This window comes from Nocardia aurantiaca, assembly GCF_009708175.1.
In the GTDB taxonomy this organism is placed as follows: domain Bacteria; phylum Actinomycetota; class Actinomycetes; order Mycobacteriales; family Mycobacteriaceae; genus Nocardia; species Nocardia aurantiaca.
Genome location: NZ_WMBB01000002.1, coordinates 83,324 through 104,572, shown reverse-complemented (window position 1 = coordinate 104,572; position 21,249 = coordinate 83,324). Strand labels below are relative to the sequence as shown.

Here is a 21,249-nt window from a genome sequence, read left to right as displayed (position 1 = left end):
AAAGTGCAAGGTAGACAGGGTCTCGAATGCTGAACAACGGTGCGATGATCGCGGACCGGTACCGGCTGCAGCGGCTGATCGCCACCGGCGGCATGGGCCAGGTCTGGGAGGCGCTGGACACCCGGCTGGACCGCCGGGTCGCGGTGAAGGTGCTCAAGGCGGAATTCTCCGCCGACCCCACCTTCCGGCAGCGCTTCCGTACCGAGGCGCGGACCACCGCGCAGCTCAATCACCCCGGAATCGCGAGCATCTACGACTATGGCGAGGCCCAGGACGGGTCGGGCGGCGAGATCGCCTACCTGGTCATGGAATACGTGCAGGGTGAACCGCTCAACGCGGTGCTGTCGCGGTTGAGCCGGCTCTCGGTGGCGCAGGGCCTGGACATGCTCGAGCAGACCGGTCGCGCGCTCCAGGTCGCGCATCTCGCGGGCGTCGTGCACCGGGATGTGAAGCCGGGCAATATCCTCGTCACCCCGACCGGTCAGGTGAAGATCACCGACTTCGGTATCGCCAAGGCCGTGGACGCCTCCCCGGTCACCAAGACCGGCATGGTGATGGGCACCGCCCAGTACATCGCCCCGGAGCAGGCCACCGGCGAGGACGCCACCGCCGCCTCCGACGTGTACTCCCTCGGCGTGGTCGGCTACGAGGCGCTGTCGGGCGCCCGGCCGTTCACCGGCGACGGCGCGTTGACCGTCGCCATGAAGCATGTGCGGGAGGCCCCGCCGCCGCTGCCCGCCGACCTGCCGCCGAACGTGCGGGAGCTCATCGAGATCACCATGGCCAAGGATCCGGGCCAGCGCTACGCCAATGGCGGCGAGTTCGCCGACGCGGTGGCCGCGGTGCGCTCGGGCCGCAGACCCACGCCGCCCGGCGGCATTCCAATCTCCCCACCGATGACCGGCGCGACCCGGGTGCTGCCGCCCGGACCGACCATGATCATTCCGGGCGCCCGTGCCGATCAGGCCACCACGCGCTACGCGGGCCCGCCGCCGCAGCCCCTGCGCGGGCCGGCCGAGCAGCCGCCCGCCACCGCGACCACCGTGATGCCCGGCCCCCGCACCCCGGTGGGGCCCCCGATGGCGATCGCCGGGGTCGAGGACACCGGCACCGGCCGGTTCACCGCCGGTCAGAAGGCCCTCGCCGGTCTGGGCGTGGGCGCGCTCATCCTCGGCGCGGCCGCCGCCATCGTGCTGATGAGCAGTTCCTCGCATGAGTCCACGCCGCCCGCCCGCACCAGCGCGGTGGTGGCGCCCCCGGTGGTCCCGCCGACGACCACGTCCCCGCCGACCACCACCAAGGAGCGACCGGTGCCGCCGCCCCCGGTGACCACCGTCGAGCAGCCGCCGACCACCACCCCCGAGCCGACGACGACACCGCCGGTCACCACCACAACCTCGCCCAAGCCCACGACCACCGTGCCGACCACGTCGGCGCGACCGACCACCACCGGTCGCTGGCCGTGGCCGCAGGGCGACATACCATCATGGCCAGTGACTCCCGGCTCCACCCGAGGACCGGTGAACACGCCGGACGCCAATTCACCCACAGTCCCGCAGCAAGGATTGCCATGACGACCCCGAAGAACCTCTCCTCTCGCTACGAGCTGGGCGAGATCATCGGGTTCGGTGGCATGTCGGAGGTGCACAAGGCGCGAGATCTCCGGCTCGGCCGGGATGTGGCCATCAAGGTGCTGCGCGCCGACCTCGCCCGCGACCCCACGTTCTACCTGCGCTTCAAGCGGGAGGCGCAGAACGCGGCCGCGCTCAACCATCCGGCCATCGTGGCGGTGTACGACACCGGCGAGGCCGAGGTGGACGGTGGCCCGCTGCCCTACATCGTCATGGAGTACGTCGACGGCGACACCCTGCGCGACATCGTGCGCGGCAAGGGACCCCTGCCGCCCCGACGCGCCATGGAGGTCATCGCGGATGTGTGTGCGGCGCTGGACTTCTCGCACCGCAACGGCATCGTGCACCGGGACATGAAGCCCGCCAACATCATGATCAACCGGGCGGGCGCGGTCAAGGTGATGGACTTCGGCATCGCCCGCGCCATCGCCGACAGCTCCAACCCCATGACCCAGACCGCCGCCGTCATCGGCACGGCCCAGTACCTCTCGCCCGAGCAGGCCCGCGGCGAGCAGGTGGACGCGCGCTCGGATGTGTACTCGGTGGGCTGTGTGCTCTACGAGATCCTCACCGGCGAACCGCCGTTCACCGGTGACTCGCCGGTCGCGGTGGCCTACCAGCATGTCCGGGAGGATCCGCGGCTGCCGTCGCAGGTGCATCCCGGCGTGCCGCGCGAATTGGACTCGGTCGTGCTCAAGGCCATGAGCAAGAACCCGGCCAACCGGTACCAGACCGCCGCCGAGATGCGCGCCGACCTGATCCGGGTGCTGGGCGGGCAGAAGCCCACCGCGCCCATGATCATGACCGACGAGGACCGCAGTTTCGACGACGAGCTGCCGCCGCCGCGCAGCTACCGCACCATCGAACGCCGCGACGACACCACCGAACAGGAGATCGTCGAGGCGAGTCCGCGCCGGCGCACCGCGCTGATCGCGGTGCTCGCGGTGGCCGCGATCGCGGCGGTGGCCGGGCTGCTGTGGATGCTGGTCGGCCCCGGCTCGCATCCGGATCAGGTCGCGGTGCCGGATGTGGCCAACCAGAACTATCAATTGGCGCAACGGGATCTGGAGAGGGCCGGTTTCACGGTCGCCATCCAGCAGAAGAACGATCCCAAGGTGGCGCAGGGCAATGTCATCGCCACCCAGCCGCTGGGCGGGTCACGCGTCAACAAGGGCAGCACCGTCACCCTGCAGGTGTCGGCGGGCCCGCAGCAGGTCCCGGTGCCGAAACTGGCCGGTCTCACCCAACAGCAGGCCGAGCAGCAGCTGAATTCCCAGGGGCTGCGGCTGAATCCGGATGTGAAGCGGGAAGCGTCCAGCACCGAGGACAAGGACAAGGTCGTCGCGCAGACCCCCGACGCGGGGCAGAAGACCGACTCCGACGGACAGGTCACCATCACCCTCGGTTCCGGCCCGGACAAGGTGGTGGTGCCCAATGTGGTCGGGCAATCCATCGATGTAGCACAGTCGACGCTGGGTGATACCGCCTTGTTCAAGGTGGTGGTCCAGGAGGTTCCGAACAATCAGCCCAAGGGCACGGTGATCGCCACCAACCCACCAGCGGGTACTCAGGCTGACAAGGGCTCGACGGTGACCGTGCAGGTTTCCAGTGGCGACCAGCTGACCATGCCCGACCTTCGTGGTCTGACCGCGGCCCAGGCCGCCGATGTGCTGCGCCAGAAGGGGTGGAACGGGCAGGTCAGCCAGAACACCATGAGCACGCTGAACGCCGGCGAGGTCGGGCGCATCCTGGCCCAGCAGCCGACCGCGGGCTCGCCGCTCGGCAAGTCCCAGACGGTGACCATCACGACCGGCGTGCTCTCACTCGGCCCGCCGTGATCACGATTGCACTGTGAGAACAGGGGGTTCGCGGATCGTCCGCGAACCCCCTGTTTCATGTGAAACCTTCCGAGCGCGAAACCTAAAGCCGCAGATGCCGGTTCATCGACATGGCCTCGTCCGCCAAATCGGGCAGTTCGACCACCTCGACCCCGTGCTCGCGGAGTTTCTCCACACCGATGCAGTTGTCCACGAAGGTGCCGGGCTCTCGCCAGGCGATGACCACGCGCCGGATTCCGGCCCGCAGAATGCGATCCGTGCACGGCAGCCGATCCTGGCTCGCCCGCTGTGAGCAGGGTTCGAGTGTGCTGTAGAGGGTGGACGACGGCAGCCGCGGATCGTCCGGCTCCACCTTGTCCAACGCCGACTCCTCGGCGTGCACCTTGTCGTCGGTGTCGCGCGACCACCCGTGCTCGATCTCCACGCCGTCCGCGCCCACGATGACCGCGCCCACCGCGAAGGCGGTGTCGCTGTGCGGGCACAACCGCGCCAGGCCGATGGCATGCCGCATCCACCCGCGATCCAGCCGTGCCTCATCCGACATCGGAATCCTCCTTCGGCAGATAGCGCAGCAGCGCGATATCGCCGACCCGGCCCACATCGGCCAGCTGCATGCGGTGATGGGGGCCGCCCGGGAAGGCGGCGGGCCCGAGGAAGCGCGGGGCGGCCGGATCACCGACCACGACCGGCGCGACGGCCATCCAGACCTCGTCGGCCAGGCCCGCGGACAGCAGGGCGGTGTGAATCGAACCGCCGCCCTCCACCATGAGCCGCTCCAGGCCCCGTTTGCCCAGGTCGTCGAGCAGAGCATCGAATTCTATCGCCGCGCCCAGGGATACGACCTCGGCCAGCCCGGCCAACCGGTCGCCGATACGGGTGGCGCCGGAATCGGTGGTGTAGACCAGTCTTTCGCCGCCGCTGTGCCAGAACCGCAGGTCCGGGTCGAGATCGCCGCCGGCGGTGACGATCACGCGCACCGGATACTCCGGCTTGCCCGCGGCGACCCGGCGCAGGCGCCGGTCCGCACTATTGACCAGCAGCCGAGGATTGTCGCGGCGCAGGGTTTCCGCGCCGATCAGGATAGCGTCGGAGTCGGCGCGCAGAGCGTCGACCCGATCGAAATCGGCTGCGTTGGACAGCAACAACCGCTCGGGACCCGCGTCGTCGATATAACCGTCGATGCTGACGGCCACCGACAGCATGACGTGCGGCCTCATGACACGGCGCCGTTCATGAAGCGAGGGCCGCGACCTCCGCCTCCAGGGTCTGCACCAGCCCCTCCGACGGCCGCTCGCCGCACACGCCCAGCCAGTTGGCGAGCATGCGGTGCCCGCCCTGGGTGAGCACGGATTCGGGGTGGAACTGCACACCGTGGATGGGCAGATCGCGATGCCGCAGAGCCATGACGATGCCGGTTTCGGTGCGGCCCAGCACTTCCAGCTCCGGCGGCATGGTCTCTTCCAGGACGGTCAGGGAGTGGTAGCGGGTGGCGGTGAACGGATCCGGCAGGCCGGCCAGCACGCCCGCGCCGATGTGGAAGACATCGCTGGTCTTGCCGTGCAACAGCTCGGGAGCGCGGGTCACGGTGGCGCCGAACGCCTCTCCGATGGCCTGGTGCCCGAGGCAGACACCGAGCAGCGGGGTGGCGCGCTGGGCGGCGGCGTGCACCAGCGCGATGCTCGCGCCCGCGCGGTCGGGGGTGCCGGGCCCGGGGCTGATCAACACCCCGTCATAGCTCTGCACAACCTTGTCCACATCCGCGAGCCGATCATCGTCATTGCGCCAGACCTCGGCATCCACACCCAGCTGTCCGAGATACTGGACCAGGTTGAAGACGAAGCTGTCGTAGTTGTCGACGACCAGTACACGCATGATTCGAGAGTAGTTGGCTTCCCCGCCTCCCCGAAACTTCCACGGACGGCTCGGGAGCGTTTCCTTTCCCACACCCGTGCCGACGCCTCGAGTACCGAAACAATTCTGGACGGACCCCGCGAGTGACCCGCACCTCCCGAAATCGGTCGTCACGTTGAGATGCCTCGAGTGAGCTGGGATAACCTTTACGCAGACAGCACGCCGAAAACGAGGACGTCAATGCCCAAGTCGAAGGTCCGGAAGAAGACCGATTACACGATCAACCCGGCCAGCCGCACGCCTGTGCGCGTGAAGTCGGCCGGCCCCTCGCCGGTCTGGTACGTCGCCATCATGCTGGGCTTCATGCTGGCCGGTCTGGCCTGGCTGCTCGTCTACTACCTGGCGAACGAGCACATCGGCTGGATGAGCGATCTGGGCGCGTGGAACTTCCTGATCGGATTCGGCCTCATGGTGGTCGGCCTGATCATGACCATGCGCTGGCGCTGAGCGCCGCAGATATGTGGCTTACACCCTTGTTATTCATACACACCTGTGGATGAGCCTGTGGACAACTCGAGGAGGGAGTGGGGACAGTGACGGCGACCGATCCCTCCTCCCGTCTCTCCTGGTCTACACCCCCGGCCGCGCTCGCGGCCTGCGGCATCGGCGGCATCGCGCTGGCCGTGGCCGCGTTCTTCTCGACCGACGGTCCCGGCCGCCTGCTCATCGGGATGGCCGCGCTGGGACTGCTCTTCCTCACCGGCATGGGCCTGCGGCAGCGCCCGCGGCTGGCCGTCGAACCCGATGACCCTGTGCATATCGTTGTGCGCGGACTGGCCGGGCCGCAGCGTTACACGCCTCAGCAGATTCTGCGCGTCCGCGTGGTGAACTATCGGCGACTGGGTCGCCGGATGCCCATGCTGGAGATCGATGTGGATCACGAGGGCGAGGAGAAGCTGCTGATCCTCGGCCGCTGGGATCTGGGCGCGCACCCCGAGGATGTCCTCGAGGTATTGCGTATCCACCTTTCGCGCTGACGCGCGTCCGAGGTCTCGCTACAGCGTCGGCGCCGTCACCGCCGTCACCGATACCGCGATCACCGCCACCGTCGCGACCGCGGCCCAGCCGATGTTCAGCGCGGTGCGGGTCCGGTTAATCCCCAGCCAGCGCGGCAGATAGAGGATGCCGGTGGTGGCCACCGTGCCCGCCAGCAGACCGCCCAGGTGCGCCCAGATCGAGATTCCGGGCACCGAGAACGTGATGATCAGGTTGATCACCAGCAGCACCGCGATCTGGGTGAGATTCTGCCGGGTGCGCAGCATGATCACGGCCACCGCGCCGAAGATGCCGAAGATCGCGCCCGATGCGCCCGCCGACGCCGTCAGCGGATCCGACAGCGCGGTCACCGCCGCCGAGCCGCCCAGGAGCGAGGCCAGATAGACGGCCACGAAACGCCCACGGCCCAGCGCCACTTCGCAGTACGGGCCGAGCACGTAGAGCGCGAACATGTTGGCCAGCAGGTGGACCGGCCCGTAATGCAGGAAGCCCGAACCGAGCACCCGCATCCAGCCGCCGTGCCCGACGAAGGCGGGCACCAGTACCCAGTCGTAGAACAGCCGCGAGCGCTGGTTGTCCATCAGGCTGTGCGCCTCGAGTGCGGTGACCGCGTAGACGATCACATTGATCGCGATCAGCGCGTAAGCGACGTAGGGCCTCGGTACCCGCGACAGCGGTGTCCCGGCGGCATTGCGCACCGGCCGGATGTCATCGCGGCCCTGCCGGACACACTCCGCGCAGTGCTGGCCGACCGCGGCCGGGGTGAGACAGTCGGGGCAGGCCGGACGCCCGCACCTGGTGCAGGCCAGACCGGTGGGCCGGTCGGGGTGGCGGTAGCAGGCCGGTGCGGGCGGCTGGGGATGCATGTGAATTCTTTTCTGCTGCCGGTTCAGGAGAGGGTGATGCTCTCGATCACCACATCATCCTTCGGCCGATCGTCGCGGTCGGTGGCGAGTGCGGCGATGGTGTCGACCACCTTGCGGGAATCGGGGTCCAGGACCTCGCCGAAGATGGTGTGCCGTCGATTGAGGTGCGGCTGCGGGCCCACGGTGATGAAGAACTGGGAGCCGTTGGTGCCCGGCCCGGCATTCGCCATGGCCAGCAGGTAGCCGCGGTCGAAGCGCAGTTCCGGGTGGAATTCGTCCTTGAATTCGTAGCCCGGGCCGCCGCGGCCGGTGCCGGTGGGGTCGCCGCCCTGAATCATGAAACCGTCGATCACGCGATGGAAGATCGCGCCGTCGTAGAACGGTCCGGAGGCGGTGCCGGAGGCGTTCTTCGTGGTGTACGGCGCGGAACCGTCGGCCAGGCCGATGAAGTTGCGGACCGTCGCCGGGGCGTGGTTACCGAAGAGCGAGATCTTGATGTCGCCGTGGTTGGTGTGCAGGGTCGCCACGGCGGTCTGATTCGGTGAGGTCACGCCGCCATGCTAGGCAATACCGCCTCCGCGCGACTTCAGCGGGCGGCGGAGAGTCGTCGGCGTCGCGCACCGGCGGCGGCGGTTGGGTGCCGCAACAAGTCTGGGCGTACCCGTTGAGTTATCCGGACGTCAGGATCCGTTGTCGCCCTGTTTTCTGCCCGAAATCGGGCAGAGAGTTTGCGGAGTCGGAGTTCGCATGGCAAGTTCGGTCGGGTGAATGACGGGGTTCCGGTCGATCTGGTGCGCCATGTGGCGGCCTCCACCGGCCTGCCGCCCGCTGTCGCGGCCCGCGTGGTCGCCGACGTCGTCGGATATTTCGACGAGACCGCCGAGCAGTTCGTACGCCGCAGACATGGCGAACTGCAGGGCCGTCAGGTCCGCAATGCCGAGATCTGGCAGCGCCTGGCGACCGAACTCGCACAGCGCCGGGTGGCCGCCCCCGCCTTCACCGAACGACAACTGCGTCGCATCGTCTACGGGTGAGGAGTCCGTCGCGCAATGTGTGGAATCGTCGGATACATCGGGCATCGTGAGGCCGTCCCGGTGCTGCTGGAGGGCCTGCACCGGCTCGAGTACCGGGGCTACGACTCCGCGGGCCTGGCCGTGCCGCACCGCGGCCGGCTGCGCGTCACCAAGACCCAGGGCCGGGTCCAGGACCTGCGCGACCGGGCCGACGCCGAGGGCGCCCGGCTACGCGGCAATGTGGGCATCGCCCACACCCGCTGGGCCACCCACGGCGAGCCCTCCGATGTGAACGCGCACCCACACACCGACGGCTCCGGCCGGATCGCCGTGGTGCACAACGGCATTGTGGAGAACGCCGAGGAACTGCGCGCCGATCTCACCGCCGAGGGCGTGGAATTCGTCTCCGACACCGACACCGAGGCCATCGCCCACCTGGTCGCCGCCGCGCTGGACGGGGCCGAGACGCTCGAGGACGCGGTCCGCACCGCGCTGTACCGGGTCGAGGGCACCTACGGCCTGCTGGTGCTCGACGCCCGCCGTCCCGACGAACTGGTCGTGGCTCGCAACGGCTCCCCCATCGTGCTCGGCGTCGGCGACGGCGAGATGTTCGTGGCCTCCGACGTGGCCGCCCTGGTGCACCACACCCAGCGGGTGGTTTTCCTCGACGACGGCGAGCTCGCAACCGTGCGCGCGGGCGAATTCCGCACCAGCACACTGGGTCTCGAGGCTCGCCGCACCGACAAGATCCCGACCACCATCGATATGGCGGCGGAGGACTACGCGCTGGGCGGGTACCCCGACTTCATGCGCAAGGAAATGGCCGAACAGCCCGACGCCGTGCGTCGAGCGCTCCGCGGCCGCCTGGACGAACGGTTCGCCACCGCTCACCTGGGTGGGCTCAATATGGACGCACGCGAACTTCGCGGCATCAGCAAGGTGGTGTTCCTGGGCTGTGGATCGGCCTACTACGCGGGCCAGCTGGGCGCGCAGCTGGTCGAGGAGCTGGCCCGCATTCCGGCCACCGCCGAACCCGCCTCGGAGTTCCGCTATCGCAATCCGGTGGTGGACCCCGACGCGCTGTACGTGGCCATCAGCCAGTCCGGCGAGACCCTGGACACGCTGGCGGCGGTTCAGGAATTGCAGCGCAAGGGCGGTCGCGTCATCGGCGCGGTGAACGTGGTCGGCAGCGCCATCGCCCGGGAGTGCGGTGCGGGCGTGTTCCTGCACGCGGGCCCGGAGGTGTCGGTGGCCTCCACCAAGGCGCTCACCAATATGACGGTCTCCTTCGCCATGCTGGCACTGCTGCTGGGCCGGGTGCGCGATCTGTCCGCGGCGAGCGGTGAGCACATCGTCAACGGCCTGCGTGCGCTGCCCGACGCGATCGACGCGGTACTGGCCGCCGACGAGGACATCGCGGACATCGCGTCCCAATTCGCCAAGGCGCGCAGCATGTTCTTCATCGGCCGGGTGCGCGCCTGGCCGGTGGCGCGCGAGGGGGCGCAGAAGCTCAAGGAGATCTCCTACATTCACGCCGAGGCGTACCAGGGTTCCGAGCTCAAGCACGGCCCGCTGGCGCTGATCGACCCGGAGATGCCGAGCATCGTGCTGGTCCCGGGCGATGAGCTGCTGGCCAAGAACATCACCACCATCGAGCAGATCAAGGCGCGCGGCGGCCCGGTCATCGCGGTCACCAATACCGATCTGCCGGATGGCCTGGCGGACGCGGTGATTCGCGTCCCGGCGGTGTGTGCGGAACTGGACCCGATCATCCTGACCATCCCGCTCCAGCTGCTGGCCTATCACACGGCCATGGCGCTGGGCCGGGACGTGGACAAGCCCCGCAACCTGGCCAAGAGCGTTACCGTCGAGTAACCGGTTCGCTCCCCCGTTCGTGCGCGAATCCGGTTGCTGTGTCACAGTGGTCGGATGGAGCTGGGGAGAGTTCGAAACAAGGTCATTGTGGCCGCCCTCTGCGCGATTGCGGGCGGCGTCATCGCGTTCTTCGTGAATAAGCGCCCGCAGCCGCCGGCGCCGGCCCCGGAGCCGCCGCGCCTGGGTTACTCGCGCAATGGCTCCGCGCCCACGCCGGATCTGTCGCCGACTCGCTGACCAGCGGTCAGCGGCTCACCGACCGCCGGTACTGATTCAGCGCCAGCGGTACGAAGATCGCGAGGATCACGGCGATCCACACCAGGGTCGTCGCTACCGGATGCCGCATGGGCCAGACATCCGCGCTCGGCGCCATCGGGCTGGTGTTGCCGAAGAGGTCCCGGGTGGCCTGTGTCACCGCCGACACCGGATTCCATTCCGCCACAACGCGAAGCACGGTGGGCAGGTTGGCGGTGGGCACGAAGGTGTTGGCGATGAAGGTGAGCGGGAAGATCACCATGAAGCTGGCGTTGTTGTAGACCTCCGGCACGCGCACCAGCAGGCCCACCACGGCCATGATCCACGACACCGCGTACGCGAACAGCAGCAACAGCACATAGGCCAGCATCGCGTCCAGGAACGAGCCGCGAATGCGCCATCCCACCACCAGGCCGGTCAGCGACATGACCACCAGGCTCACCACATTGATGACCACGTCCGAGAGCGTGCGCCCGATGAGCACCGCCGACGGGGCCATGGGTAGCGAACGGAAGCGGTCGATGATGCCCTTCTGCATGTCCTCGGCCAGGCTCAGACCGGTGAACGTCGCGCCGAAGACCACGGTCTGGGCGAAGATCCCGGCGATCAGGAACTCGCGATACGAGGTGCCCTGCACCTTGATCGACGAACCGAAGACGTAGGCGAACAGCAGCACGAACATGATCGGCGACAGCGTCGAGAAGATCAGCACGTCCGGGACGCGGCGGATCTTGATGACATTGCGCCTGGTGATGGTGATGCTGTCACCGACCACCATGGTGAGTCGTTGTGCGAGCGAAGGCCTTTCGGCGACGGCGAGGGCTGCGCTCATCGGGACCCACCCCCGACCTTCTCGTCGACCGTCCGGTTCCCGTTGATGAGTTCCTCGGCCTCGTGCCCGGTCAGCGACAGGAACACGTCGTCGAGCGAGGGTCGGCGCAAACCCACATCCTGAATCCTCACCTTGTGCTCGGTGAGCTGCCCGATGGCGTCGACCAACGCCTGCGACCCGTCCTCGACCGGCACGATGATGCGTCGCAGGCCCGGCTCGAGCCGAATCTCGCCGTGCGCCAAGCCTTCCAGCGCCTGCTGCGCGACGGCGAGACTGTCCGCGTGGTCGACGACGAGCTCGATGCGGTCGCCGCCCACCATGGCCTTGAGCTCGTCGGAGGTGCCCTCGGCAATGACCCGGCCATGATCGATGACGGCGATGGAATCGGCCAGCCGGTCGGCCTCCTCCAGGTACTGGGTGGTCAGCAGCAGCGTGGTGCCGCCCGCCACCAATTCCTCGATCACATCCCAGAGATCAAGGCGCGCACGGGGATCCAGGCCCGAGGTGGGCTCGTCCAGGAACAGCACCGGCGGATTCGCCACCAGCGCGCCGGCCAGATCGAGCCGACGGCGCATACCGCCGGAGTAGCCCTTGACCGGGCGGTCGGCGGCGTCGGCGAGCCGGAAGCGGTCCAGCAGCTCGCGCGCTCGCTCCTTACTGCGCTGCGCACCCATGTGGTACAGCCGCCCGACCATTTCCAAATTCTCGAAGCCGGTGAGGTATTCGTCGACGGCCGCGTATTGGCCGGAGGTGCCGATGCGAGAGCGCAACAGCTGCGGATCCTTCAGCACGTCGACCCCGGCGACGGTGGCGCGGCCCGCATCCGGGATCAGCAGGGTGGTGAGCACTCGCACGGTGGTGGTCTTGCCCGCGCCATTGGGGCCGAGCAAGGCGGTCACGGTACCTTCGGGGACGGACAGGTCCAAGCCGTCGAGGGCGACCAGATGGCCGTACCTCTTGACCAGACCCTCGGCGACTATGGCGTCGGGCATGCTTCTCCTGTTGTCTCGTGAACGGTCTGCCGCAACGGCTCACCAAAGCGGCCGCACCCCGTCAGGGTCCGGCGGTGCTCGGGGTTGCCGGTACGGGATGCGGCCGATTCGATGGTCCGCCCGAACACCGGCCGCGATCGCGAGTAGTGCGCTACTCGAATCGAATTCGGCGAAGGGCGCGATTCGGTCATAGAAGCATCGTCTCACTCGGGTACGACACTTCTCCCCCGAAAAAAATCTTGGAACGCGATGCCCCGATAGCCACACGATCCGAAATCGTCGCGTAGGATCGTTCCCGTCGGCCCCTCCCCCCCGGGCCGACCTTACGCGGGCCTCGGCTAACTCCCCCCCTTCGCCGAGGCCCGCCCCCATTCCCGGGGTAGGTTGACCTCAGCGCTCTCCCGCCGGGAGCCGTTCAGACCGGCGGTCGAATCACATTGCGGCGCAGCACATGCCCGTGCAGACGGTCGATGCCCTTCACCCGCACCGTGGCGAGATGCCGCTGCGTGAACTCCGAGTCGTCCGCGATCGCCGCGGCCGCGCCGTCATCGACCAGCACCGTGCCGGGCCGCGCCACACCCGTCAGGCGGGCCGCGGTGTTCACCACGGAGCCGTACAGGTCGCCGAAGCGTTGCAGAACCTCGCCATAGGCGAGACCGACCCGCAACTCTTGAGTGACGCCGTGCGAGGCGATGGCGGCCTCCTGCACCGCGAGCGCGATGCGCGCGCCCTCGGCGGCGGTATTGGCCGCGAACATGACCTCGTCACCGACGTTCTTGATCACCCAGCCGCCGTGGGCCACAATCGCATTGCTCGTAGCCGTCTCGAAGGCCTCCAGCAGCGCCGACAGCTCATCGGCCTCCAGGTGGCGGACGAGGCGGGTGTAGCCGACCATGTCGGCGAAGCCGACCGCCAGCACGCGCAGCGTGTCCCCGGCCACCGCCCCCTTGTCCAGCGAGCGCGACAGCGCGGCGTCCAGGTGCCGGCGGAAGGCGTAGCGCTGCAGGGTCTCGAACTCCGTGATCACCTCGTCGGTGGCGATGCGCGCGGCCTCTTTCGGATCGGTGTCCGGCTTCTCACGGGTGACAGTCGCGACGCGGTCCAGGATCTCCTCGGTCACCAGATCGACCTGCCATTCGGCCAGCCGCGCCATGGACCGGCCCAGTGTACGGGCCGCGGTGGTCTGCCGGTGGGTATCGGCGGAGGCCAGCACGTGCAGTGTGGCGAAGGTCCGGGCGGCCTCGATATCGGAGTCGCTGTACTCCACCGCTTTGTCGTCCGGATCGGCGGGGAAACCGAGCGCCACCCACAGCCGCCGGGTGACATGGTTGGGCAGCCCAGCGAGGTCGGCGACCTGGCCGCGGTTGTATTTGCGCGGTCCGTTCAGCAGGTAAGGCTCCACCACGGATTGCACCAGCTCGGAGATCTCAGTGGACGCCATACCTCGACCTTACGGCGTTGACCGGGCCCTAAACCTCCGGTTGTTCCGTGTCACAGTCGAGAACTCGCCGGTCCCTTCCAACGAGCGCGGACAAACGAAAACCGGCCGACCGGTGTATCCGGTCGGCCGGTTCGGGCGACGGGTCCGCTCAGCCCGGGACCCGGTGAACGTGCGCCGCGCGAGGTCGACGTGACGAAAACAGCGCCCCGTCAGCCGCTTTCAGCGAGTGGTGACCTCGTGCCAGAGATCGGCGTCATTGCGCTGACGCAGCTTGCTGATTCCGAAAACCACGGCGGCGATCATAACGATCGTGAGAACGAATTTCATGAATCCCAGAGTACTGGAACGGCGGAAGCCCACCGAAAACGACAGAAGCCGCAGACCGAATCGGTCTGCGGCTTGTGACAGTGGAGCCTAGGGGAATCGAACCCCTAACCCCTGCCTTGCAAAGGCAGTGCTCTGCCAATTGAGCTAAGGCCCCTGGGAAGGCAGTTCGATCTTTACCTGTAAGTGGGCCTAGGAGGACTTGAACCTCCGACCTCTTCGTTATCAGCGAAGCGCTCTAACCGCCTGAGCTATAGGCCCTTAGTTGGGTGTTCGAAGTGTGTCACTCGAACGAGGCAGAAGATTACCGTACCCGAGCGCCGATAACCAAAACGGCCGGTCAACGGCCTGCGCGTAGCCCACTATCGAGATCCTCAGGAGCTTCGCGTCGACTCCCGAAAAAGCGAGGGGGTTCGGGGCCTCGCCCCGAACCCCCTCTTCAGCAGAGCGGCGGCACTAGTCCGGATCGGCGAGAGTGACCTGGATTCCTCCTACGAGATCCGTGCACTGGTTGTAGACGAACACGCCGACCGTGGACAGCGCCGTCAGCAACACCACATTGATCAGGCCGATCACGCCGGCGTAGCCGAAGACCGTGCCCGCGTCGATGAGCGCCGAACTGGAGTTGTCGGAGACCATATCGGTGAAGGTCGAGTTCAGGCGCTCCCACACGCCCATGCCCTCCAGCACCAGGTAGAGCAGGCCGACCGCCAGCATCCACACGAAGAACATGGCCACACTGATCACCAGCGAGACCTTCAGCGTGGACCAGGGGTCGATGTGGCGTAGCTGCACGGTGGCGCGCAGCGGCTCACCGGTGGCCGCGGCCTGCGCCACCGCCGCGGGGGCGGACGGCGAGACCGGACCGGCCGGCGCGATCGGCTCCGGCGGCGGCAGCGGGTGCCGCAGCTCGGACAGATCCGGCAGATCCTTGACCAGCTCCGGGCGGGCGATGCTGCGGGTCGGTCCGTCGATGCCGACGGACTTCACCATGGCTGCCTCCTTGCGCGCCGCCTTGGCCGCCAGGTCGGCGGTGGTGCGCGCGTTGGAGACACCGGCGTTCAAGCCGCCGCCACCGGATAGGCCGCCGCCGCTGAGGCTGCCGGTGGTACCCGGGCGACCCGTCGTCGGGGACTGGCCCGGGCGGTACAGGTTGGACTGCGGCTCTCGCTGCGGTAGCTGCGACCAACCTTCCTGGAAGGGAGAACCGCCCTGGGCGTCCGCGGATTCCGGAGCCGCGGCCTCTGCCGAATTGTTACCTTCCGGCCCGAAATCACCGGACTGGTCCGACAATTCGGGTGTCTGCGGGGCACCGCCGTCGTTCCCGCCGGTCCGCGGAACAGGCCGCGGCGGAATCGGGGACGGGGCGATCCTCTCGGTCACGCCATTGGCGTGACCGCGCTGGTCATTCGGCTGATTCGTGGTCAATGGTGAATCCTTCGATCCGTTTGTGCCGCCGCTGCTGGGGAGAAACTACTGCTTCGCCGAACCGCTGGTGTCATCTTCGGCAACCTGGTCGGGCTCATCCGCGTTCCGAGCGATCGCGAGCAAAATATCGCCCTCGCCCAGGTTCATCAACCGCACGCCCTTGGTTTGACGACCGGCCTTGCGAACCTGCTTGGCCGTGGTGCGAATGACACCGCCGCCGGAGGTGATCGCATACAGCTCGTCATCATCGTTGACGATGAGCGCTCCGACCAGATTGCCACGCTTCTCGTCGTACTGGATCGTCAGCACGCCCTTGCCGCCGCGACCCTGCGCGGTGTACTCGTCGATGGCCGTGCGTTTGGAGTACCCGCCCGCCGTCGCGACAAGCAGATAGATACCCTCTTCGTCGCGAACCACGTTGAGCGACAACAGTTCATCGTCGGCATTGAAACGCATGCCCTGCACGCCGGAGGTGGCCCGGCCCATCGGGCGCAGCACCTCGTCATTGGCGTTGAAGCGGATGGACTGCCCGTGCGCCGACACCAGGAGCAGATCATCGTCCGCCGAACACAGTGCCGCACCGACCAATTCGTCCTCATCGCGCAGATTCACCGCCACGATGCCGCCGGTCCGGTTGGAGTCGAAGTCGGTCAGCTTGGACTTCTTGACCAGACCCTTGCGGGTGGCCAGCACCAGATAGGGCGCGTCCTCGTAGGACCTGATCTGAATGACCTGGGCGATCTTCTCATCCGGCTGGAAGGCCAGCAGGTTCGCCACGTGCTGGCCGCGCGCGGTGCGGTTGGCCTCCGGCAGCTCGTACGCCTTGGCCCGGTACACCCGGCCCTTGTTGGTGAAGAACAGCAGCCAGTCGTGGGTGGAGGTGACGAAGAAGTGCTTGACGATGTCGTCCTGCTTGAGACCCGCGCCCTGCACGCCCTTGCCGCCGCGCTTCTGCGAACGGTAGAGGTCGGTCTTGGTGCGCTTGGCGTAGCCGGTCTCGGTAATCGTCACGACCACGTCCTCGCGGGCGATCAGATCCTCGTCCTGCACGTCGCCGTCGGCCGCGATGATCTTGGTACGACGGTCGTCACCGTACTTGTCGACGATCTCGGCCAATTCGTCACGGACGATGGCGCGTTGACGCTCCGGCTTGGCCAGGATGTCGTTCAGGTCCGCGATCTCCGCCTCGATCCTGGCCAACTCGTCCATGATCTTCTGGCGTTCCAGGGCGGACAGGCGGCGCAGCTGCATATCGAGAATGGCGGTCGCCTGGATCTCGTCGATCTCCAGCAACTGCATCAGGCCGCTGCGGGCGGTCTCGGTATCGGCCGAGCGGCGGATCAAGGCGATGACCGCGTCCAGCTGATCCAGCGCCTTCACCAGACCGCGCAGGATGTGGGCCCGCTCCTCCGCCTTGCGCAGCAGGTACCGGGTGCGCCGGACGATCACGTCCAACTGGTGATTCACATACAGCCGGATCATCTGATCCAGGCGCAGCGTGCGCGGCACCCCGTCGACGATCGACAGCATGTTGCAACCGAAGGAGGTCTGCAGCTGGGTGTGCTTATAGAGGTTGTTCAGCACCACCTTGGCGATGGCGTCGCGCTTCACCGTGACCACGATGCGCAGACCCACGCGGTCCGAGGACTCGTCGTGGATGTCGGAGACACCCGCGATCTTGCCGTCCTTCACCTGCTCGGCGATCGCGTTGATGAAGTTGTCGGTGTTGACCTGATACGGCAGCTCGGTGATGACGATCGTGGTGCGACCCCGGTTGTCCTCCTCGATCTCCACCACACCGCGCATGCGGACCGAACCGCGACCGGTGGTGTAGGCGTCGTGGATGCCCTGGGTGCCGACGATCAGGCCCGAGGTCGGGAAGTCCGGACCCTTCACCCGCTCCATGCACGCCGCGAGGGTGGTCTCCTCATCGGCCTCGTGGTTGTCGAGGGCCCAGTAGATGGCCTCGGCCAGCTCGGTCAGGTTGTGCGGCGGGATATTGGTGGCCATACCGACGGCGATGCCGTTGGAGCCGTTCATGAGCAGCGCGGGCACCCGGCTCGGCAGCACGACCGGTTCCTGGGTCTTGCCGTCGTAGTTCGGGATGAAATCGACCGTCTCGTGGTCGATTTCGCGCAACATCTCCATGGCCAGCGGCGTCAGGCGGCACTCCGTGTAACGCATGGCGGCCGCGCCGTCATTGCCGCGGGAACCGAAGTTGCCCTGGCCGTCGACCAGCGGGTAGCGCATCGCCCACGGCTGCGCCATGCGCACCAGGGTGTCGTAAATGGCCGAGTCACCGTGCGGGTGATAGTTACCCATGGTGTCGGCGACCGGGCGCGCGGACTTCACATAGCCGCGGTCGGGCCGATACCCGTTGTCGTACATCGCGTACAGAATGCGGCGGTGCACCGGCTTCAGGCCGTCGCGCACCTCCGGCAGCGCGCGACCCACGATCACGCTCATGGCGTAGTCGATGTAGGAGTTCTGCATCTCCTGCTGGATATCGACCGGCTCGATGCGGTCGCCGCCCGAGGGCGGAAGCGAAGTCTCAGTCATGAATTGGTCTCCGTAGGAAGTCTGTCGTGATCAGGTGCGATTCGCGCGTCCGGGAATTCGAGGGCCTGCCCGCCGGGCCACAGGGGGCTCGGGGCTTGCCTCGCCGGGTTCCGGGGCTCGGCGATATGCCCCGAATGGAGTCCGGGGCATCGCCCCGCTCTCCCGTCCTCCCGGGGATTCCGGGGGTCAGGCCCCGGGTCGCCCGATCACACATCGAGGAAGCGAACGTCCTTGGCGTTGCGAGTGATGAAGCTGCGCCGAGCTTCGACGTCCTCACCCATGAGGATGGAGAACAGCTCGTCGGCCGCGGCCGCGTCGTCGAGGGTGACAAGACGCAGCACCCGCACGCTCGGATCCATGGTGGTCTCCCACAGCTCCTTCGGGTTCATCTCGCCGAGACCCTTGTAGCGCTGGATGCCGTCGTCCTTGTTGATCTTCTTGCCGGCGGCCAGACCACGCTCGAGCAGCCCGTCGCGCTCGCGGTCGGAGTAGGCGAACTCCGGCTCGGACCGCTGCCACTTCAGCTTGTACAGCGGCGGCATGGCCAGATACACGTGACCGTGCTCGACCAGCGGGCGCATGAAGCGGAACAGCAGGGTGAGCAGCAGCGTCGCGATGTGCTGGCCGTCGACATCGGCGTCGGCCATCAGCACGATCTTGTGATAGCGCAACTTGTTGATGTCGAACTCGTCGTGGATGCCGGTGCCGAACGCCGTGATGATGGACTGCACCTCGGTGTTCTTCAGCACACGGTCGATGCGTGCCTTCTCCACATTGATGATCTTGCCGCGCAACGGCAGGATCGCCTGATACATCGAGTCACGGCCGGACTTGGCCGAACCGCCGGCGGAGTCACCCTCCACGATGTAGATCTCGGACTTGCTCGGATCCTTGGAACGGCAATCGGCCAGCTTGCCCGGCAGGCCGCCGATATCGGTGGCGGACTTGCGCCGCACCAGCTCACGCGCCTTACGGGCCGCGACCCGCGCCTGCGCCGACGAAACCGCCTTCTGCACAATCGTCTTCGCGTCGGCCGGGTTCGCCTCGAACCAATGCGAGATGTGCTCGTTGCAGGTGCGCTGGACGAAGGACTTCACCTCGGTATTGCCGAGCTTGGTCTTGGTCTGGCCCTCGAACTGCGGGTCGGCGATCTTCACGCTCACGATGGCGGCGAGACCCTCACGGATGTCGTCACCGGTGAGGTTGCCTTCCTTCTCCTTGAGGAGCTTCTTGTCCTTCGCGTACTTGTTCACCACCGTGGTGAGCGCCGCGCGGAAGCCCTCCTCGTGGGTACCGCCCTCATGGGTGTTGATGGTGTTGGCGAAGGTGTGGACGGACTCGGAGTAGCCCGAGTTCCACTGCATCGCGACCTCGACCTCGTGACCGGTGCCCTTGCCGGTGAAGGACACGATCGAATTGTGGATCGGCTGCTTGGTGCGGTTGATGTGCTTGACGAAGTCCTCGAGACCACCCGGGTAGTAGTAGGTCCGGGTCTTCACCTTGGGCTCGGCGACGGGGGCGTTCTCGTCGAGGTGCTTGGGCGCCTCGGCGGTCTCGCTCACCACGTCGTCGGTGATGTCACCCTCGTGGATGCGCTGATCGGTCAGCGTGATGGTGAGGCCCTTGTTCAGGAACGCCATCTCCTGCAGGCGGCGGGCGACCGTCTCGAAGCTGAAGGTGGTGGTCTCGAAGATCTCCGGGTCCGGGAAGAACCGGATGGTGGTGCCGGTCTTCTTGGTCGGTTCGCCCTGGATCAGCTTGCCCGGCTTGGCGTCCTTGTACTCCTGGGTCCAGTGGTAGCCGCCGTAATCCACCTCGGCCTCGAGGCGGGTGGACAGCGCGTTCACCACGGAGATGCCGACACCGTGCAGACCACCGGACACCGCGTAGGACTCACCGTCGAACTTACCGCCGGCGTGCAGCTGGGTCATGACGACCTCGATGGTCGGCACACCCTGAGCGTGCATATCGGTGGGGATACCGCGGCCGTCGTCGACGACCTCGACACCACCGTCGGCCAGCAGCGTGACATCGACACGCGTGGCATGCCCGGCCATCGCCTCATCGACCGAGTTGTCGACGACCTCCCAGATCAGATGGTGCAGGCCGCGTTCACCGGTGGAGCCGATGTACATGCCGGGGCGCTTGCGTACCGCCTCCAGGCCCTCGAGCACCGTGATCGAGGTCGCGCTGTACGACTGGTTGCCCTTCTTGGTCGAGCCTTCTGCGTTGGAGTCCATGGCAGCCACTGGTGGGTAGCTCTCCTTACTTGCTGATCCTCCCGGCACAGTGCGGTGGCACGCGCGGAGCCCGTCAGACGCTGTCTGCTCGAGTACCCAGACGGTGTCTGCTCGAGAATTACGGGGGCTCACGCGCGGGCGCTGCGGAACGCGCCGGGAGGTATCGCCGCTAGTTACTCCTCCATCCTACTGGTACGACCGACAGAGAACCCACCTATGACACCCCTGAGTGGGCCGTAGGGTCATGAAATCGACCAGCGATATGACCCGCCATGGGTGCGGGGGGTTCCGAGAGCCTCAGCGGGCGATGTGAGCGCGGCCTCGCGTCCGTTTGCACAAGGGTTCTCCGTGATCTCCGGACGTTCCACGTGAAACAAACGCACTGGCGCGGGGATTCGCGATCTACCCGTACGTGTCGCGCGGTCCTCGGCCCTTGATATGCCGCTCGCCCTTGCGCCAACTCGGAGCGGTCGGGCCATTGATCCGGAGCTGTTTGACGACGCCGTTGCCGACCGCGGCCGCGATCTTGGCCAGGATCTGGGACTGGAACATGCGCAACTGGGTCGCCCAGGCCGTGGACTCGGCCTGAATGCTCAGCACGCCGTTCTCCAGTGAGATGGGCTGGGCATGGGACGCGATGTCCTCCCCCACCACACTGGCCCAGCGGCCGAAGACCGTGCCCTCGGCGACCTTCGCCGACCAGCCGCGGCCCTTGGCCAGCTGCATGGCCAGGGAGGCGAGGGTCTGCGGATCGCGCTCGTCCGGATGTGCGCCCGACCAGCCGCTGCGACGCCGCAGGGCACGGACACCGCCCTTGCGCGGCGAGGCCCGGCCCTGGCCCACCGACTTACCGGCCGCACGCGCTGCCGCGCGTGCCTCCTCGAGGGCTCGCCGGGCCAGGTCGACGCCGCGCAATTCCGGTTCCGGGCCCGTGGCACCGGGATTCGCGCCGGACGGGGTGCGGTCGTCGGCTTCGGGCGGCTCGGCCATCCACAACTCCTTCCACACCTGGGAATCCATGATCACCGTCGGTTCGTCACGTGATTCT

20 protein-coding genes and 2 tRNA genes are annotated in these 21,249 nt (G+C 67.3%); 7 read left to right on the top strand and 15 right to left on the bottom strand.

The window, feature by feature from the left end:
* Window positions 1-26 precede the first annotated feature (26 nt).
* Both GLP40_RS03990 and pknB read left to right on the top strand, forming a co-directional pair.
* On the top strand, window positions 27-1,574 hold the full coding sequence (locus tag GLP40_RS03990; protein WP_154786479.1) for a protein kinase domain-containing protein: 1,548 nt from the start codon (window positions 27-29) through the stop codon (window positions 1,572-1,574).
* On the top strand, window positions 1,571-3,469 hold the full coding sequence (gene pknB, locus GLP40_RS03985; protein ID WP_154786478.1) for a Stk1 family PASTA domain-containing Ser/Thr kinase: 1,899 nt from the start codon (window positions 1,571-1,573) through the stop codon (window positions 3,467-3,469). Before GLP40_RS03990 ends, pknB begins: the two co-directional genes overlap by 4 nt.
* Before the next feature lie 82 nt (window positions 3,470-3,551).
* Here the strand turns inward: pknB and GLP40_RS03980 are convergent, their stop codons facing one another.
* The 3 genes from GLP40_RS03980 to GLP40_RS03970 are packed head-to-tail and all read right to left on the bottom strand — an operon-like array spanning window position 3,552 to window position 5,341.
* Entirely contained in the window at window positions 3,552-4,013 is a 462-nt protein-coding gene (locus tag GLP40_RS03980) for a cytidine/deoxycytidylate deaminase family protein (RefSeq protein ID WP_154786477.1), read from the bottom strand.
* Window positions 4,003-4,686 (bottom strand): RibD family protein, encoded by a 684-nt coding sequence (locus tag GLP40_RS03975; RefSeq protein ID WP_154786476.1) that lies wholly within the window; start codon window positions 4,684-4,686, stop codon window positions 4,003-4,005. The genes GLP40_RS03980 and GLP40_RS03975 overlap by 11 nt, the downstream gene beginning before the upstream one ends.
* A gap of 13 nt (window positions 4,687-4,699) precedes the next feature.
* Window positions 4,700-5,341 (bottom strand): aminodeoxychorismate/anthranilate synthase component II, encoded by a 642-nt coding sequence (locus GLP40_RS03970; RefSeq protein ID WP_154786475.1) that lies wholly within the window; start codon window positions 5,339-5,341, stop codon window positions 4,700-4,702.
* Window positions 5,342-5,560: 219 nt separating this feature from the next.
* On the opposite strand from GLP40_RS03970, the gene crgA reads away from it, so the two are divergent.
* A complete protein-coding gene (gene crgA, locus GLP40_RS03965) occupies window positions 5,561-5,827 on the top strand; it encodes a cell division protein CrgA (protein WP_040862582.1) in 267 nt (88 codons plus the stop codon).
* Between the two features lie 86 nt (window positions 5,828-5,913).
* Complete coding sequence (locus tag GLP40_RS03960; RefSeq protein WP_328289654.1) at window positions 5,914-6,357, top strand: PH domain-containing protein; 444 nt, start codon at window positions 5,914-5,916, stop codon at window positions 6,355-6,357.
* An 18-nt stretch (window positions 6,358-6,375) separates the two neighbouring features.
* Here the strand turns inward: GLP40_RS03960 and GLP40_RS03955 are convergent, their stop codons facing one another.
* Both GLP40_RS03955 and GLP40_RS03950 read right to left on the bottom strand, forming a co-directional pair.
* Window positions 6,376-7,242, bottom strand: coding sequence for a rhomboid family intramembrane serine protease (locus GLP40_RS03955; RefSeq protein ID WP_154786474.1), 867 nt, complete (start codon window positions 7,240-7,242; stop codon window positions 6,376-6,378).
* Window positions 7,243-7,265: 23 nt separating this feature from the next.
* On the bottom strand, window positions 7,266-7,793 hold the full coding sequence (locus GLP40_RS03950) for a peptidylprolyl isomerase (RefSeq protein WP_328289653.1): 528 nt from the start codon (window positions 7,791-7,793) through the stop codon (window positions 7,266-7,268).
* A gap of 213 nt (window positions 7,794-8,006) precedes the next feature.
* On the opposite strand from GLP40_RS03950, the gene GLP40_RS03945 reads away from it, so the two are divergent.
* From GLP40_RS03945 to GLP40_RS03935, 3 genes are read left to right on the top strand one after another with little or no spacing between them, the layout of a single operon-like run.
* A complete protein-coding gene (locus GLP40_RS03945; protein ID WP_328289652.1) occupies window positions 8,007-8,276 on the top strand; it encodes a hypothetical protein in 270 nt (89 codons plus the stop codon).
* A gap of 15 nt (window positions 8,277-8,291) precedes the next feature.
* Window positions 8,292-10,130 carry a glutamine--fructose-6-phosphate transaminase (isomerizing) gene (glmS, locus tag GLP40_RS03940; protein ID WP_154786472.1) on the top strand — a complete coding sequence of 613 codons (1,839 nt, stop codon included), beginning with the start codon at window positions 8,292-8,294 and terminating at the stop codon, window positions 10,128-10,130.
* Between the two features lie 54 nt (window positions 10,131-10,184).
* Entirely contained in the window at window positions 10,185-10,367 is a 183-nt protein-coding gene (locus GLP40_RS03935; RefSeq protein WP_154786471.1) for a hypothetical protein, read from the top strand.
* 7 nt (window positions 10,368-10,374) lie between these two features.
* On the opposite strand, the gene GLP40_RS03930 is transcribed toward GLP40_RS03935, so the two are convergent.
* From GLP40_RS03930 to GLP40_RS03890, 10 genes are all read right to left on the bottom strand, one after another.
* Window positions 10,375-11,217, bottom strand: a complete 843-nt coding sequence (locus GLP40_RS03930) for an ABC transporter permease (protein WP_196054519.1) — start codon at window positions 11,215-11,217, stop codon at window positions 10,375-10,377.
* Window positions 11,214-12,209, bottom strand: coding sequence for an ATP-binding cassette domain-containing protein (locus GLP40_RS03925; protein ID WP_154786470.1), 996 nt, complete (start codon window positions 12,207-12,209; stop codon window positions 11,214-11,216). The genes GLP40_RS03930 and GLP40_RS03925 overlap by 4 nt, the downstream gene beginning before the upstream one ends.
* A gap of 415 nt (window positions 12,210-12,624) precedes the next feature.
* A complete protein-coding gene (locus tag GLP40_RS03920) occupies window positions 12,625-13,650 on the bottom strand; it encodes an adenylate/guanylate cyclase domain-containing protein (protein ID WP_154786469.1) in 1,026 nt (341 codons plus the stop codon).
* Window positions 13,651-13,869: 219 nt separating this feature from the next.
* The gene (locus GLP40_RS33560; RefSeq protein ID WP_230329225.1) at window positions 13,870-13,977 is read right to left on the bottom strand and encodes a DLW-39 family protein; all 108 of its coding nucleotides are present in this window, start codon (window positions 13,975-13,977) and stop codon (window positions 13,870-13,872) included.
* An 81-nt stretch (window positions 13,978-14,058) separates the two neighbouring features.
* Window positions 14,059-14,131, bottom strand: a tRNA-Ala gene (locus GLP40_RS03915).
* Between the two features lie 30 nt (window positions 14,132-14,161).
* A tRNA-Ile gene (locus GLP40_RS03910) sits at window positions 14,162-14,235 on the bottom strand.
* A gap of 195 nt (window positions 14,236-14,430) precedes the next feature.
* On the bottom strand, window positions 14,431-15,402 hold the full coding sequence (locus GLP40_RS03905) for a DUF3566 domain-containing protein (protein ID WP_154786468.1): 972 nt from the start codon (window positions 15,400-15,402) through the stop codon (window positions 14,431-14,433).
* 45 nt (window positions 15,403-15,447) lie between these two features.
* Window positions 15,448-17,961, bottom strand: a complete 2,514-nt coding sequence (gene gyrA, locus GLP40_RS03900) for a DNA gyrase subunit A (RefSeq protein WP_154786467.1) — start codon at window positions 17,959-17,961, stop codon at window positions 15,448-15,450.
* A 206-nt stretch (window positions 17,962-18,167) separates the two neighbouring features.
* Window positions 18,168-20,201 (bottom strand): DNA topoisomerase (ATP-hydrolyzing) subunit B, encoded by a 2,034-nt coding sequence (gene gyrB, locus GLP40_RS03895; protein WP_154786466.1) that lies wholly within the window; start codon window positions 20,199-20,201, stop codon window positions 18,168-18,170.
* Between the two features lie 402 nt (window positions 20,202-20,603).
* A complete protein-coding gene (locus GLP40_RS03890) occupies window positions 20,604-21,191 on the bottom strand; it encodes a DUF721 family protein (RefSeq protein WP_154786465.1) in 588 nt (195 codons plus the stop codon).
* Window positions 21,192-21,249 lie beyond the last annotated feature (58 nt).